This is a genomic window from Psychrobacter sp. AOP22-C1-C5, from assembly GCF_052378885.1.
Taxonomy (GTDB): Bacteria; Pseudomonadota; Gammaproteobacteria; order Pseudomonadales; family Moraxellaceae; genus Psychrobacter.
This window is the reverse complement of record NZ_JBQSYC010000001.1, coordinates 286531-302955: the sequence shown is the minus strand read 5'-3', so window position 1 is coordinate 302955 and position 16425 is coordinate 286531. Positions and strand designations below refer to the sequence as shown.

At 40.3% G+C, this 16425-nt stretch carries 13 protein-coding genes; all 13 read right to left on the bottom strand.

Going from position 1 to position 16425, the window contains the following annotated elements:
* Positions 1 to 397: 397 nt before the first annotated feature.
* The gene (locus ACT3TH_RS01185; RefSeq protein ID WP_444754266.1) at positions 398 to 601 is read right to left on the bottom strand and encodes a restriction endonuclease; all 204 of its coding nucleotides are present in this window, start codon (positions 599 to 601) and stop codon (positions 398 to 400) included.
* 105 nt (positions 602 to 706) lie between these two features.
* Positions 707 to 2014, bottom strand: coding sequence for an McrC family protein (locus ACT3TH_RS01180; RefSeq protein WP_444754027.1), 1308 nt, complete (start codon positions 2012 to 2014; stop codon positions 707 to 709).
* Entirely contained in the window at positions 2014 to 4773 is a 2760-nt protein-coding gene (locus tag ACT3TH_RS01175; RefSeq protein WP_444754026.1) for an AAA family ATPase, read from the bottom strand. The genes ACT3TH_RS01180 and ACT3TH_RS01175 overlap by 1 nt, the downstream gene beginning before the upstream one ends.
* Positions 4774 to 4884: 111 nt before the next feature.
* On the bottom strand, positions 4885 to 5715 hold the full coding sequence (locus ACT3TH_RS01170; protein ID WP_444754025.1) for a M48 family metallopeptidase: 831 nt from the start codon (positions 5713 to 5715) through the stop codon (positions 4885 to 4887).
* Positions 5716 to 5717: 2 nt separating this feature from the next.
* The gene (locus ACT3TH_RS01165) at positions 5718 to 9044 is read right to left on the bottom strand and encodes a type I restriction endonuclease subunit R (protein WP_444754024.1); all 3327 of its coding nucleotides are present in this window, start codon (positions 9042 to 9044) and stop codon (positions 5718 to 5720) included.
* On the bottom strand, positions 9041 to 9640 hold the full coding sequence (locus ACT3TH_RS01160) for a hypothetical protein (protein ID WP_444754023.1): 600 nt from the start codon (positions 9638 to 9640) through the stop codon (positions 9041 to 9043). The genes ACT3TH_RS01165 and ACT3TH_RS01160 overlap by 4 nt, the downstream gene beginning before the upstream one ends.
* A gap of 177 nt (positions 9641 to 9817) precedes the next feature.
* Positions 9818 to 10396 carry a hypothetical protein gene (locus ACT3TH_RS01155; protein ID WP_444754022.1) on the bottom strand — a complete coding sequence of 193 codons (579 nt, stop codon included), beginning with the start codon at positions 10394 to 10396 and terminating at the stop codon, positions 9818 to 9820.
* 16 nt (positions 10397 to 10412) lie between these two features.
* Positions 10413 to 11105, bottom strand: a complete 693-nt coding sequence (locus ACT3TH_RS01150; protein WP_444754021.1) for a hypothetical protein — start codon at positions 11103 to 11105, stop codon at positions 10413 to 10415.
* Positions 11098 to 12330 (bottom strand): restriction endonuclease subunit S, encoded by a 1233-nt coding sequence (locus ACT3TH_RS01145; protein WP_444754020.1) that lies wholly within the window; start codon positions 12328 to 12330, stop codon positions 11098 to 11100. Before ACT3TH_RS01145 ends, ACT3TH_RS01150 begins: the two co-directional genes overlap by 8 nt.
* Entirely contained in the window at positions 12320 to 13840 is a 1521-nt protein-coding gene (locus ACT3TH_RS01140) for a type I restriction-modification system subunit M (RefSeq protein WP_444754019.1), read from the bottom strand. Before ACT3TH_RS01140 ends, ACT3TH_RS01145 begins: the two co-directional genes overlap by 11 nt.
* 45 nt (positions 13841 to 13885) lie before the next feature.
* A complete protein-coding gene (locus tag ACT3TH_RS01135) occupies positions 13886 to 14359 on the bottom strand; it encodes a hypothetical protein (protein WP_444754018.1) in 474 nt (157 codons plus the stop codon).
* A gap of 54 nt (positions 14360 to 14413) precedes the next feature.
* Positions 14414 to 14848 carry a DUF3293 domain-containing protein gene (locus ACT3TH_RS01130; protein ID WP_444754017.1) on the bottom strand — a complete coding sequence of 145 codons (435 nt, stop codon included), beginning with the start codon at positions 14846 to 14848 and terminating at the stop codon, positions 14414 to 14416.
* A 132-nt stretch (positions 14849 to 14980) separates the two neighbouring features.
* Entirely contained in the window at positions 14981 to 16342 is a 1362-nt protein-coding gene (locus ACT3TH_RS01125; protein ID WP_444754016.1) for a tyrosine-type recombinase/integrase, read from the bottom strand.
* Positions 16343 to 16425 lie beyond the last annotated feature (83 nt).

Genomic DNA, 16425 nt, shown 5'->3' with positions numbered 1-16425 from the left:
ATTGTATAAACGACTTCGTAACCCCAATCAGTTAATGTTAAAAAATGAATACCTAACGATATCGTTGTCACTAAAGACAACGACATAATCTATTCAGTATTATCTATGAATAAATCAACAGTATCGAATTTGAAATCAATCATCTGATGTATACCAAAATATAATCAATATTGGTTTCTAACGAGTGTTGGAGATATACCGGGTATATATCGATTGAAAGTGAAATCTAAGACAAAGCGTAAGCAGTAATACTCCACCTTAGTATTTTGCAAGGTGGATTATTTTTATTAGATCATGAGTGCTTTATCCAACAAGCTTTAATAGTTCATCAAAGCTATCAATCACACCGTATTCTACGGCTAGGTCATCAATGCTGTTATCCTCAATAACTTTAAATTTAAGGTATCAAAAATAATTTGGTGCTTTCTATCATATACCTTTTGTTATGCAAGTCAGAACCTATCATTAAGACCTTAATTTCAGCTACAAAGTAAATATGATGAATTTTACATTCGCTGATAGCAACGGCGCATTTAGAACTATAGTTTCCTACAGATTTAGGGGTTTTGACTTTATCAGGCAACTTGGCATATACCGCAATATCTTCAATAATACCTTTTAGCTGCTGAGCAATGAAATAAGAGGTTAGGACGGTTGTACAGTAATTAAGCCACTGAATGAAGATTCTGGTACGTACTTCTTATCTTTAAAGGGATTGAAGCGATGTTGTTATTGCAAAATGTTCTACCCATTCTCCATTAGCTAACCTGTCAGACTCTATGCAAAATGGAACAACCCAAAGTCGTAAATCACTATCTAGCTTAAAGTAAGGTATGGGTAGGGCAAACTTCTCATGCTTAGGATAAATAAGCATCAAATCACCCTTACCAGATAGATACTTATGCCCGTAGGCAAACATTTGATAAATATCACTTTGGCTCAGATCAAAGTTTTTTTCGCTATTAGAGCTATTAATTAACTTCCATTTTGTGTCCATCACGTAGCGGTGCTCACCACAATGATCTATGAGTAAATCGGGTTTTAAATAGAAGCGGTTTTTATTTGTATCAGACAGCTTATCTCTAGCTTCAATCATATACTTACTAGAGGCTTGAGTTTTAAGCTGCCATGGAGACGTAACCAGTTTTTTAAGACAAGCGGCAACGTGTTCTTCAAATAAACGTTCCATTGGAAACAGTAGAGAGATACCTCTGTGTGAGCCTTTTTGGAAGTGAGGGTTCATTTTTTCCAATATGAGCTCACACCAAGGTTTTATAGTCTGATAGTTATGCAGGGTTTTGCTGTTCGACCACTTAGCCATTAGCCTCATAGGGTTAGCAAGGCTCTTAACTGGGCTTAAAATATGTGATAGCTCATTTGCTAGACGCCAGTTTTCAGGACTACGACAGTTATCTTGGATGTAATCTAGTGCAGATTTTATAAGGCGATTTTCTAAACGATTAGGATGATAGATATCATGTCTTATATGGAACAGGTGCGCACGCTCAGCAGGTTGACGCTGCTGAGCAGTCACATTTAACTGACCACGTATGAACCTACTTTCTTCTTCTACTCTTAGATAGTCAAACCTTAAGCCTGAAGCAACCAACCTGTTTAAATGGGTTAGAAATTGATTGTAAATCCATTCATGTATAGGCAAGTTCATACGGGTGAGCTGAGCTGAATGTGCTTCTTTGTACGGAAGGTGTAGCGCTGAGCACAGCATCTTACACAATACAGCTCTGCCGTTCTGTGGGTCATACTCTGAATTACCTATCTTAGGTAAGACTTCTATACCTTCACCAGCAGGACTTTGTAGATACCCTACATAAGAATGCAGCCTCAGACAGTCAGGTTTTTCAAAGCTAATAAATCTACCAGAATTTGGCTGCTCGCTTAAGCTCACCAGCCACTTAAAAGTATCGGGCTTTATGACCGCTAAATCTGGAGTAGGACTAACCGATGTGTCAGTAGTGAGCCTAGCGTATTCTCTGACCTGAATATGTTTTAGCATTACTCAGCCTGTAGATCAGCAGGGATAATCCCTGCATAGGCTTTGGCACGATTAAAAGCCTCATTATTGATACGATAACGTCTATCCATAATTTGGTCAGTCACACTATCATGAAACAGCGATTTAACATCGGGTGTTAAGTTATCAACTTGAATGAATCTATCATTGCTATCTTTTGCAGGGTCATTAAGCACCCAGCCAATACGCTCCCAATCTGAGAAGAAATACTCCTGTAATAAAGGAATAATACGGTTCTCAAATATATTGGCAAGCTCTTCTGCTCTTTCTTCATCTGATTGTAGGTCCATAAGTGACCAGAAGTAAGCATGACCTATGGTGTGCTCTCGATCTAATAATACTTCGATACGTTGATTTATCACTTCAAGTATTTCAGAAACTGGAACATTATGAACGTTAACTTCCTTCAAGTGCGAAGGTTCTGGTAGCAACTCAATGAATTCAAACCTGCGGCGGAGTGCGAAGTCAATTTGCGCCAACGATTTATCCGCAGTGTTCATCGTACCAAGTACGTATAGGTTTGAGGGTACTGAAAACTTCTCCTTAGAATAGGGCAACGTAACTTCGCGTGCATCGCTCCCGTCTTTACGTTTATCAGGTTCTAATAGTGTGATGAGCTCACCAAATATACGCGAAATATTACCTCTGTTTATCTCATCGATTATGATTAAATGAGGTTTATTAACTGCGCTTTCAGTTGAATGAACAGTAAGTAGCTCTTTAAGTTTGTCTCGGTTAATCGTACTGTCTTTAAGGTTATACAAAGTCATTTGAGACAGGGATTTTTCAAACAGCTTTTCTTTAGGAAGGCTTGTTTCATATATTCGTAGCCATTTAACCTTTCTTGACTGTTGATAGCCAATACGATCAGACAAGTCTAGAAATTCATAGTTTCCAGTTACCTCTGCTATTGCACGAAATTTATGATTACCATCGGAGATAATTACTAGGTCACCAGTTTTAATGACGTTCTTAAAGCTATTAACGGCAGTTGCTAGATAATTGTAAGGGTCATCCGAAAGAGAGATATTACGGGTAGACTCAAACTTTGAAACGACCTGCTTTCTATTTTCACACCCTGTAAAATTAATATCTTCGCCCCAACCTAGAAGGATATAGTTATTCTCAATACACTCATTGAAAATATCTTCACCCTCATCTTCTAGTGTATTACCAAGGGACAACTTCCAAATTTTCTTACCATCAATATTAACTGACTGCGTTGATCCAGTTCTTTCTTTCGCATTGGTATCGGCTAAACTGCATATACTCTTAAAAATACCTGGTATAACGTCATAGCTGATCATTGATTGGTTGTCAGGTCCTTTATGGACGGTAGGTCTAATGCCCTCAATAAAGTCTTCATAGGCGAAGCTTTGATGAAAGGTTGTGAATGCAATGCGCCCTTTACTAGTTAGCTCATCATACTTTTGTTTCAGCAGGATACGCTTTTCATCATCTGGGAGGTCAAAAGAATGCCATGACGCATACCAAGCAGGATCAACACACTCTACAGCAAGCTCTGTAGTTCTATAGGTTTTACCTGTGCCAGGAGGGCCGTATAAAATACGGTTCAATGGCTGTGATATAGGTTCATCCTTTATTGTGTACTCGCTAGCTTTAGACGACACTATTTTAGGACTATCATTACCTTTTTGATTTGATAACCATGCTTCATATGAAATTTGATAGAAGGGCTTACTACTATTATTAGCTACTCTTTCTAACGTTTTTATATAATCTTCCCAACTCTCTTTTGGATTATCAATATTATTTTCTGCTAGCCAATCTCGAGTTTGTTTATCTATTGGGAGGTAGCGCGATGGATTAAAGTAAAATATATTCTGGGTGAGTTTAGTAAAACCTGTATATTTAATTTTTAGTGCAGAGTTAAATGTCTCAGATGCTATTTCAGATTTTAGAACTTGTTCAAAAAGCTCCCATAATAAAGGTATAGTATCTGGATCACGTTCAAATCCATATGGGAACAACCAGGCGCCCTGCGCCTGTGCTGTAGGAACGCCATCAAGATCTTTAATCGCTTGTACATTTAGCTCTATTTTTGCAATCAACCTATTAAAAATATTAATTCTATTCTGCAGGTTTTGATACTTCATTAGTAAGGAGATAAAAGTAAAAGGATCCATTACTTTTACCTTTTCTGGCTCACCCTTTTTAATTTGATCGTTAAGGCCGTTCTCAACTCCAATATCATCTAATATATCAACCAGGTCTTCCTGCTGATCTTTATATTCTAGTAACCATTTTGCAAGAGCTGCAAAGGCGGGTATCCATGTGAACTGTTTATACTGGTTTTGATTTGACACTATTTCTATACTTTTATAATTGGCACTCACAAAGTCTAAGTCTTCTATCGCCTCTATCAGCTCATCTCGCATTGTCCACTCAAATAAATGGTTAGAGTCATATCTGCCAGTCATGACAATTCGCCAATAGATTTGACTACCTTCATTACTGATAATTTGAAATCTATTCAGCTCTTTTTGGACTTGCTTGCCGAACTGAGTGATAGCTCCATTGAAAGTATTGTGATGTAGATTGTACTTGTCACCAAGAGCTTTGCAGGTAGACTTATGACCAGGTTCTAAATAAAAAGCTATTAAGGCATCTATATAGCTACGCTTCATTATGTCTTTACTAGAAAGGACTTGTTTCCATTCATCTTTGGTAACAAAGGCTGGGGATTCGTAGTCGCCTTCTGTGATTGTTATTGTTTCCATTGATAATTCCGTTAGCATTTAATAGTTTATAGTAAAAGTTGATGTTGTTTATTAAGGATGTAGCACACTGGATTAGTCTCTTTAACCATTAGGGCTTTCTCTTGATAGCTATTACTCATTCAAATAAAGCTCAGCCATGCTATCGAGCTGCGTCTTAACTTCTCTCCAATGAGGCATGACCTGAGTGAGCAGTCGCCAGAATCGGTCACTGTGATTGTGCTCTTTAATATGACACAGCTCATGCAAGATCACGTAGTCGATACATTCTTTGGGGGATTTAACCAAATGCGGATTGAGGACTAAGTTGCCTTGAGTGGAGCAGCTGCCCCATTGTTTTTTCATCGATAGTATTTTAAAGGTAGGGGAGCCATTTACCCAATTGGCTTGCGGCAATACGGCAGCAAGGCGCTCTGCGAATATCGTTTTGGCCTTGATGTGATACCAGCTATCTAACAGTGACTTAACTTTAGTGGCTCGATTGCTTCCGTCACTGGCATTACTGTCATCATGAGTTAAGGTAACCGTTAGCTTGCCACGAATGAGCTTTACACCAGCGACTTGTTCAGGGTCGACAATCACTTTGAGTACGTATCTGCGACCCAAATAGAACTGGGTTTCACCACTGACATAGCGTCTGGGTAGCACGTCGCTTTTTTGCTTGGCAAAGTCTTGCACGTGCTGCCATATCCAGCGAGCACGTTTTTTCACTGAATTATGTATGAACTCATCTGTCACTTGCATAGGTACAGTGACCACTACGCGCTGATCAGGATGCACCTTAATACGTAGCTTACGAGATTTGTCTTTCCGTATCACCTCATAACTGATTTTGTCTTGTCCATAGTACAAATGGTGCAGCAGACCATCAGCTTTGGTAAGCCTGCTATCTTCGATAGGCTGCTTGTCATTGTTTGCTGTAGTGTGCTCTAAGCGACTTGCCATGATTAGTTGCCTCTAGAGATACCATGGCGAGTGATATCTATTACTTTATCAGACAGCTTTTTAGCATTATCGGTACCGATGGCCTTGAACAATAGCTTTAGCAGTCCAACCCTGATATCTTTTTCCATTTGTGACGGATTCAATGAGTTCTCTGCCACCGCTTTATTGACGACTTCATCGATATTATAGGCACAGCTGACAAGTGATTCATTGTCTAAGTCGTTTTCTGCTAGGAAGCTTGCAGCAAATAAGTGTTTGAATAACCCAAAGTAGGCTTGTGCATGTTTATTATGTTTGCCTGACTCATCTACAAACTCATTAGGAACCTCAGGTACTTTGCGAGCTTTGACGTCTTGCTCGAAGTCAGCAAACATCATGTACTGCTTGACTGGTGCATCGAACATGGCCTTAGCATCTTCAATGGCTTTTTTAAGAAGCTTGGAGAAATGCTCTTGCGCATAGGGATCATCAGCCAAATCTTGCTCAATCATCTTAGTGACACGGCTGGTGATCTTATCGGTTTGGTTACGTGCTTCATCATCGCTCAGCGCTTCAGGCTTAATGTCTTTGCCCATATTACCGACTAGGTAAGCGCCTTTAGGCTCTCTGACTTCTATGCCTGCGATATGTTTGTTGAGTAGGGTGCGAATATCGTCTTCAAACTCATCAAAGTTGATGGTTTCATTGGCATCTTCACGCACTTGCTTACGTAGCTCAACGAACGCTTTTAAGTCCTTTTTATAACGATCTCGCTTACCGTCAAAGAAGCTGTCTTCAAAGTATGAAGCAGACTGTAATGCTACTTTCATCACATTAGCAAACTCAGTTAAAGCAGCATAAAAGTCATCACGCTTTTTAAGGCGCGTATCGATGAATACACCCTCTCTTTCTTCTATTTTAGGCGATAGAGATTGGCGAAGTGATGGACCATGTTGCTTGTTTGCGACATCAGAGAAAATGCCCCAGACCTTTTTGTGAAGCATCGGCAGTTTTTTGTACTCAGAGTCCATGGCATGGTACATACCAGCCAAGTCTTCAATGTCAAAGCCACCTTGGGTGCGCGTGGCTAAATCTTGGTATTTTTCAATAGTGATATCTAGCTCTTTTAAGATACCTCGATAATCAATCAAGTAACCAAACTGCTTTTTGCTATGCAAACGGTTAACGCGAGCAATGGCTTGAATCAGGTTATGACTCTTTAAAGGCTTGTCGATATACAGAACGGTGTTTTTGGGTTCATCAAAGCCCGTCAACAGCTTATCCACCACGATCATAATATCGGGGCCATCGTCTTGACTAAAGGCATCGATAATGTCCTTAGTATATTGGGTATCGTCCATACCGTATTTGGGAGCGACGTTATCCTGCCACCAGTTTTGTACGATGTCTTTACTCTCGGCATCGACGACTTCATGCCCTTCACGAGTATCAGGAGGTGACATAGCCACGACTGAGCTGACCTTACCAATAGTATCTAAGGCTTGCTTATAGCGAATGGCAGACACTTTAGAATCACAAGCCAGCTGACCTTTTAGGCCTTGTTGTTTGAAGTTCTGAAAATGATCGGAGATGTCATGAGCGATCAGTTCAATGCGGCCTTCAACTTGATATACCTGTCCTTTTTTAGAGAACTTACGTTTGAGATCCGCTTTTTGATCACTCGTCAGCTTTTGGGTAATGCGGTCAAACCATTTATCGATAGCGACATCATTGGTATTGAGCTCAGGGATGCGTTCTTCGTAGAGTAGGGGCGTGACGGTTTTATCGGCTACGGCTTGCTGCATGGTGTAGGAGTGAATGATGGTACCAAATTTGTTTTCGGTCTTATCATCTTTTAATAGTGGTGTACCAGTGAAAGCGATAAAAGCCGCATTCGGCAGTGCTTGCTGCATACGGATGTTGTTTTCACCGTTTTGGCTACGATGCCCTTCATCGACTAAAACGATGATGTTGCTACTTGGGTTATAAAAGTCATCGTATTGCGCCGCCGCGCCAAATTTATTAATGATAGAAAATATAATACGCTCGTTGGTCTTGCCAATCTTTTTCGCTAAGTCTCGCCCTGATAGCGCTTTGGCTAGGCGACGATCTATATCGCTTAGGGCACCTGCTGATATAAAGGTACGCGCGATTTGGTTCTCTAAATCCACACGGTCAGTGACCACAAAGACACGGCATTTAGCCAATTCCTCAAGCCAAATAAGTGCCTTGGATAAGAACACCATCGTGTACGATTTGCCACTACCTGTGGTATGCCAAATCACACCACCTTCACGGCTTCCTTGCTCGTCAAAATTACTGATGCGGTTAACTAGAGCCTTAATACCAAAGACTTGCTGATAACGCGCTACGATTTTACCTGCTTTACTATCAAACAGCGTGTAGTAGCGGGTCATGTCCAGCAGTCGATCTGGGCGCAGTAAGCTTATGATTAGCCTGTCTTGATCGGTCACAGCTAACTCGCCAGCAGCAAGCAGCGACTGATATTCACGCTTATCATAAGCGCTACGATTACCAAATAGATGGTCAATTTGAGCGTTATCTAAGGGCTGGTTTTTTAGCCGATAAAACTCAGACTCGCTGATTTCTTCTTCAATCCACTTAGACCAAAACTTTTCAGGGGTGCCGCAGGTAGCGTATAAACCCTCATGACCATTTACAGCAAGCAGCAGCTGACTATAAGCAAACAGATGCGGAATGTACTTTTGACCTTGATTGCGGATGTGCTGCGAGATGGCTTGCGCATTGGTCGATTGATGCGGATTGTTTGAGTCGGGGCGTTTGGCCTCTATGACTACCAGTGGTAGCCCATTCACAAAGCAGATAATATCTGGTATGACGTTGCCTGTCGCATCAGCGTTTTGTACGACCATCTCTTCGGTCACGTGATAGGCATTGTTTTCAATATGCTGCCAGTCAATAAGCTGAATAGTTGGTGAAGCCTTTTTGCCTTCGATAAATTCAGTCACGTTGACGCCATAGAGTAGGGCGTCATACAGCGTCTCGTTAGCACGCGTTAACCCTAGATTCATAGCAGGGTTTAGCTCGCTAATGATTTTATCGATACCAGCATCAGACAGGTGGTGCTGCTTACCTTCAAAGGGAAAGGTTTGACGGGTTAAGTACTCACGTAATACAGGCAATAGCATGACTTGGTTGCTGCTATTGGCTGCTGAGTACGCTGGGGTCTGTAAACTAGAGCCTCTAGGGCTACGCAGCTTTAAACACTCTTCAGGGGATAGGTAGCGATAACCCAAATTCATTAGTAGGATAAGAGCGGGGATTTTTGCGCTGAATTCTTCTTTGAAGTTAATGCTGGGATTGGTCATATCTGCCCGTCTCGATTACATTGTTCATAATCTAATTTGATTACATCCGATAAGGGTGTGAATCTTGGATTCAAAACAACTTCTCTTTCCCCAGCTCTTATCCAAAAAATATCAGAATTACTTACAGTAGTTGTGATAACAACTCGATCTTTTTTATCAAATCCATAACGGTTAAAAGCAAATTCTTTTGCTGTATCGAAGTCAGTAGTCCAAGACTGCCTATTCCTATAGCTATTATCTTCAAATGATTTTAAAGAACATCCTCTATATACAGTTATCTCAGCCGGTTGTTCAGAATAATCATCTACAGGTGAAGGTATTACTACTATAGGAAACCAACCACTTTTGCCACGCTTTTCATGTTCATAGATACCTTTATATGCGTCTAGCTTTTTCGAGATATTCAACTGTTCAAAGCAGCTATACATTGCGTTTATAAATTCATTTTGTTTATGAGTTCCATCTTCATAAAAAATCACATCTTTGCTAAATGAAGAAGGTGTTTTTGAAGCGATTAGCATATTAATAAGCAATCCATTTGCTGTTGCCTTAAATCTGTCATTAAAACTATCGTACTTCTTAAAGAAATGATCCATCTCAATCTGCATCTCATTTTTTAAGCAATTTAGCACTGACGGTGGAAACGTAACTATAATCATTTGACACTACCCCTAAACAAAGAAAAACCGCTAAGTTTGCGCGTTACCCAAAGGGCGTAGCAGCATGGTGGTCTTGTGAATAACTGATTTACATAAGCTTAATTTTAATTCAGTTTAAACATCACTTTTAAGAGACTCTATGAAAACGACAGCTTGACGCGTGATACCATATGAAAAATCGCTAGAAGATAAAGCTTCTTTTGTAATAAGCTTGTTATCAACGAGGCTCTGAACATCAGCATCTATAAACCTACTATCATCGTATTCAATATTTCCATCGCTCATCAATAAGTAATTAACTTCTCCATCTATAGTTTCAACTCTATAGATACTTTTGCTTTTTGAATTCACAAATTGACGTAACACACCTATAGCTTGATCAGACAAGCTATTGTTCAACTCAAAGGTTGATGCTAAACCGCTTAAGCCATCCATACGGCTTGCTACTGAAACCATTAGGCTATTAAGTGTTGTAAGTTGTGCCATTACCTCTTCATGGTTTTGACTAATAAATACTGAAAGCTGTCGTTGTAGTTCAATATCATTTTCAATAACTATAGCCGTGTTTTCGTTATTGTTCTCTCGCAACCATTCCAAAAAATCACTTATATTTGCTTGATCTCTAGTAGATTGAAATGTTACTAATAAACCGACTATAGCAGCAAAGCTATTTGCTAAAGTAATTGCATCCATATCTAAACTCCAAAATCTAATTCCTACACTTTTCATGTACTGTAGATGTGTTAGATATATCATTAATCGTACGTACTTTATTGTTAGGTAGATACTCGAATTTTATTTCACTTACCGACTGCGTACCTTCTACGTGATACACCCCCGTCAAGTTAATCTCTTTAGGTGAAGAATAACCCACACCAATAACATCAAATCTATAAGTGCCATTCGTTGAGCCACTGGTTGCATTCAGAAAAGCGGCATCTCGACTGTCAGCAGGATATTTACACTCACCCCATTTGCCCCAATACTTACTGGGAACATGAGACGACGCCTTTGAGTAGGCGTAATTGCCATTGAACGATTTCTCTACTTGACTACATCCATTCAAACTTTTTAATTGAATCTCATTAGGCGAAAACTTTGCCTCTACCAAGCAACCAGCATTCTTGTCCACTCCCTCTTCCATAACGATATAAGGATTCTCTGGTGTAGTGAAAGTTACCTTTTGATTGTCTTGAATTTTCTTGGCTTTACTGGCTACAACATAGCTCGACTCTCCATTCAAATTAGCGAGTGTTAGCCCATATTGAAGAGTCCCTTCATAATCCCAGCTCTCTAGATGCACCCTTTTACTAGGATGACCGATATAGACACCCTCGATCACTGGTGCCGCAGTAGCCGTTAATGGCAATAAAGCGATTAATGCAAAAAGTTTCTTAGTCATTTAGTCTCACCCGCTTCTTACCCGTCAACAATACCTGCATCAAAGCCTTTTTCTCTTGCTGCAAATCATCTAATTGCTGCTCAAGCAACTCAATTTCTTTATCGGCATTGGTTAACACGATGGCGATTTTTTGTTGTTCTTTGAGGGATGGTATTAATACTTTAAAGTTGCTTAATACGGCTTTTGTGATGGTTTTAATTGTCCCACCTGGTGCTTTAGTCTTCTCAATTTCAAAAAGCTCCTGAATAATATAAGCAAAGAACACTTTATTCATAGGAACCAAAAACTCTTGGAAAAGTAATATTGTCCTATCAACATAGGCATCGTATTGAGTGATTGCAACTCGCCCTATTGAACCTTGCAAAGATACAATAATAGTTTCTTTTGGAATAAAAACACTTTTATCAATTGCTGCATCACTAATTTTCATTTTCGTATCAGGCTTAAGTTTCATGTTCTTAGCAATGTCATATACCTGCACAAATGGATAGCCATTTATTTCATCAACCCACTCTGGATTACCGTATGGCTGAGGAAAACTTCCTCTTCTGTATTCAACAGCTTCTTCTAACGTCACCTCTTCCCACTCACCCTCAAACCGTTTCCCCTCATCATCAAGCAAACGCTTTTTACCCGTCATTAGTTGCTGCATCAAAGCTTTTTTCTGCTGGGTACTATTCTCAATCAAACGCTCAGTGGTGCCAATCGCTTTATCCCAAGTCGATAGGATTTTGGCGATTTTTTGTTGTTCTGGGACTGATTTAGGGAACTGAAATTCAAACTTCCGTAAATTTCCAACCAATACATTAGGCTGTGATGAAGAAGTATTAAACTTCATAATTTGGTTTTCAGATTCTTTGCTTAACAAACAGTATGTAAGATATAGAGGGTCAACAGTTTCATCAGGAGTTAGCTTTGCTATATTTTGGTTGATATGAAATCTATTATCTTCTTTTACAAGGTACGCCTTACCTATACTTCCAACACAAGGAAATACGATGTCATCTTTGAATAGTTTAGAGCGTGATAGCTTTAAAGACATTTCTTGAGTAATTCTTTCAACATCCCTCAAGTTGATATGGTTATTACCAATATTATAGCCACGTAATGCTATAATTTCTCCATCAGGACTTGTTTCCCATACATCCGAGTATTCAGCCCCAGCTAGACGAGTAATTTTTGAAACTTCATTTAGTGTTTTTATGTTCCAACCATTAGGCACCATAACCCAACTCCTGTAAAAACCCTGCCATCTCGACCTCTAAACTCTCCAACTCAGCCTTTAATTCAAGACGCTCAGACCTTACCGCGACCAGATCAATCTCCGTCTCTTCCTCAAAGGTATCGACATAGCGTGGAATATTTAGATTAAAGTCGTTTTCTTTAATTTCATCAAAGCTCGCTAGATAAGCATATTTATCGACGCTTTCCCGCGCCTTGTATGTCTCAATGATTTTGGCAATATTATCCTCAGTCAGCTGATTCTGATTTTTACCTGATTTGTACTCATTACTGGCATCGATAAACAGCACCGTATCGTCAGTTTTGCTCTTTTTAAACAGTAATATCGCCGCTGGAATCCCCGTACCAAAGAACAGCTTTTCAGGTAAGCTAATCACCGTATCAAGCAAGTTTTCTTCGATGAGTTGCTGACGGATTTTGCCTTCACTTGACGCACGGAACAATACGCCATGCGGCACGACCACGCCCATGCGACCCGTGTTATTCTTCAATGTCTCAATCATGTGGGTGATAAATGCATAATCGCCCTTAGTCTTGGGTGGTACACCGCGATGGTAGCGACCGTGTGGATCATCGGTTGCATCTTCATGACCCCACTTACTAAGCGAGAAGGGCGGGTTAGCAGTGACCACATCGAAGCGTAATAGATTACCTTTGTCATCTAGCAGCAATGGATGACGCAGGGTATCGCCCCATTCAATGCGGTGGTTATCTTCCCCATGCAAAAACATATTCATCTTTGCCAATGCCCACGTCGAGCCAATCGCTTCTTGCCCAAACAGCTCATAGTTTCTGCTGCCAGAGTTTTTGCGCGCCATAGCGCCACACTTAATCAGCAGCGAGCCAGAACCACATGCTGGATCGCAGATGGCATCACCCTCTACAGGCTCTAATATAGTTGCCAATAGAGTAGATACCTCAGGCGGCGTATAGAACTCGCCAGCACTGGCGCCAGCGTCAGCCGCGAAGTGCTTAATCAAAAACTCATAGGCATTACCGATTACATCCAAGCTACCCACACGAGACGGGCTGAGGTTCATGACATCTTTGCCAAAGTCTTCGAGCAAGTGACGCAGTAGCTCGTTTTTCTTCTTCTCATTACCCAGGCGATCGGTATTGAAGCTGATATCTTGGAAGACGTTTTTTAGCTTATTGCCATTGGCTTCTTCAATCGCATGCAGCGCTTCATCGATACGCTGACCGTTGCCGGGCTGATGACGCAGCTCGTATAGATCCCAAAAGCTTGCGCCATCGGGTAACACAAAGCGCTGGTTCGACATCAGCTCTTTAACCAAGTCCGCATCGCCATATTCTGCCATGAGCGTGTTGTACTCATCTCTATACATATCAGACAAATACTTCAAAAACAGCATGGTCAAAATAAAGTCTTTATAGGTATCGGCACTGATCACACCGCGAAAAGTATCGCAGGCATCCCAAACGGCTTTGTTAATCTCAGATTGACTGATAGGGGTGGTATTGGTTGCAGCCATGTAAGTGTCTTTCCTTAATTGAGTTTTTGATTATTCTTTATTAAATTATTGGTTTAATGCTTCATAGCAGCTGTCTATGTTCATGGTAACTTTAGCAAGTGGTCGGTAATCTTGATCAGAGTAGGAATAAACCAATGTGTAATTGTTCGCCAACATAAAGTCGTTAGGTATGTAGTAATCAATACAAGCTATTTGGAGTGCTTCCATTGAGGATAATTCTTGTATAACTGCTTTTCTCTCAGTGGCATCAAACGGTACTGTGTAAATGGCCTCAAAATTACCAAAGTGCGGGGTCATCATAGCGCTTTCAATTTGGATATAGCTATTTATGTTCATTGGCAAAGATTGAGCGTACTGATTGGTTGATAAGCGAAAAAACTCCGCCGCTAACTTAGTATCTGTATAAACATAGTCTGCGTCTACAATACCAGCATATTTTAATAAATCATCTAGCTCTGATTCGGCATAGGTCACACTAGAAGTAAGTACAAACATTGTCGTTAAGAAAAGCTTTTTCATTTTATGTCCAGACAAATAGCAGCTTGCTATTATGGAAAGTAAATCCTGAATGGTTTAGTAGTTGGAGTCTTTGGCAAACTCAGAAAGCTTAGGGTTTAATAGTAATATTGGTAAACCCTCGGAAGTAATATACACCACGGCATTTTGCTCAAAGGTACAACACAATGTGAGACTGGTATCTTTATCTATTGGATATGCAAAAAAACTATCTTCTCGATGCTCGCCGTCAGGACTCTCACCATAGCCTTCAATGGCTTTATAACCTTGTCTAAGCAATTCGTTCTTTAGTTTTTGATTAGCGTGTCTATTTTCTTCAACAGTAAGCTCTTTTCCTAACGGATTCCAAGCGGTAATAAATAATCCACCAGCTGGTGCAAATGGCTGCAAAAGAGAGGCAGCTTTAGATGATCTCTTATCAATGTTGAGTATAGTATCATCAAACTTATAATTGGTTTGATGGTACGCTTCTAAGAGGGGCAGGTCTAACATAGTAGGACTCAATTAGATATTTGTTGAGACATATTTTATCAGAAATGGTCTTTGAATAAACTTAGTTATCTAAAGCCGTCATTTAGCTTTTTAGTAAATAGTATATTGTTCAATTAATTTAAGAATAAAAGGCTATCTCTTATTTTTCAATAGCTCTAGCACTTTATCCTCTCCCAGCTGATCAATCAACGCTTGCAGCTGGGCATTAGGGTCAGCGGTATCTTTAGCATCCGCTCTAAACTCTGCCGTATCTCTACCTTCTCGCAAAGCATCTAAATAGTCAGCCCACTTCTGCATCATATCACTACGATCATCAATGTACTCAAATCGACCATATGCCGTGCCATTAGGATCTTTGGTTGTATGACCCAAAGCCATTTCAACAAGCACGAGAGGATACTTTAATTGCTCTTGTAAGATGGTCTTCGCTGTGGCTCTAAAACCATGAGCGCAGTGGATGTCTTTATATCCTAAATCTTTTAAACGCTTATTCGCTGTCGCATCAGAGATGATCTGATGCTTTTTTGCTGTCTCACTGTAGAATACAAATTTAGTATGACCGTTGATTTGCTGCTGCGCGTGTAAGACAGCTACTGCTTGACGAGGTAGAGGCACGACCATGTCCTTGACCATGTTTACCTTGCCTTGGCCTTTTAAAGGCTTTAACCGCCACCTACCAGCCTCTAGATCTAAGTCAGCCCAGCGCATACGGCGGAGATCACCATTACGCACAAAAAGTAATGCTAATAGCCTAAGGGAATTGATCGTGTTTAGATCACCTTCTATAGTCTCGATATCCCGCAGTAGCTTAGCAAGCTCTTTGGGTTTGGTAATCGCAGGACGATGACCATAGCTCGATTTAGCCAATTGGCTTTTGATCAAGGCAGCTGGATTGCTACTACAGAAGCCGCGAGCACCAGCATAGACAAATACTTCGCTAGCAATACCTGCACAGCGTTCAGCTTTGTCCGTAGGCTTATCATCTTTATTTAAAGACTTTGCTTGGATGTCTAAAAGCACTTCAAGCATTCTAGGTGAGTCAATATCACTAATAGGATCATTGCCTATATAGGAGCATATAAGCTCTAAGCGTCCTTTCTTACGGATTAACGTATTACCTTTTTGAGTCTGATCTAAGCTATCAAAATACTCCCAAGCAAAATGATTAAATGAGTTTTTAGTTTTACTAACAATACTATTCTTTAATGCTTCACGATGATCTTTGGGATCAATATTACGACTTAGTAGCTCTTCATAGTCACGCCAGATTTCACAGGCACGAGCGAACGAGACGTTTGGATACACGCCAAGCGATATACGCTTATTTTTTGAGTGAGTAGGAGACAGGTAGCGATAAACCCAAGACTTAGTGCCGTTAGGTCTGACCATGAGATACAGCATGGGGTAGTTTTTGACAGAGACTAGATATTCTTTGTCATTAGCTTTATGGCTACTGATGCTGCGGTCGGAGCTGATAGGTTTGCGAGCTTCCATAACTGACACCCCAATGTACATTTAAAAACCAGTGTACATGATAGTGTACATCAGATGCATGGATTGGGATAGATAAGGCAAGA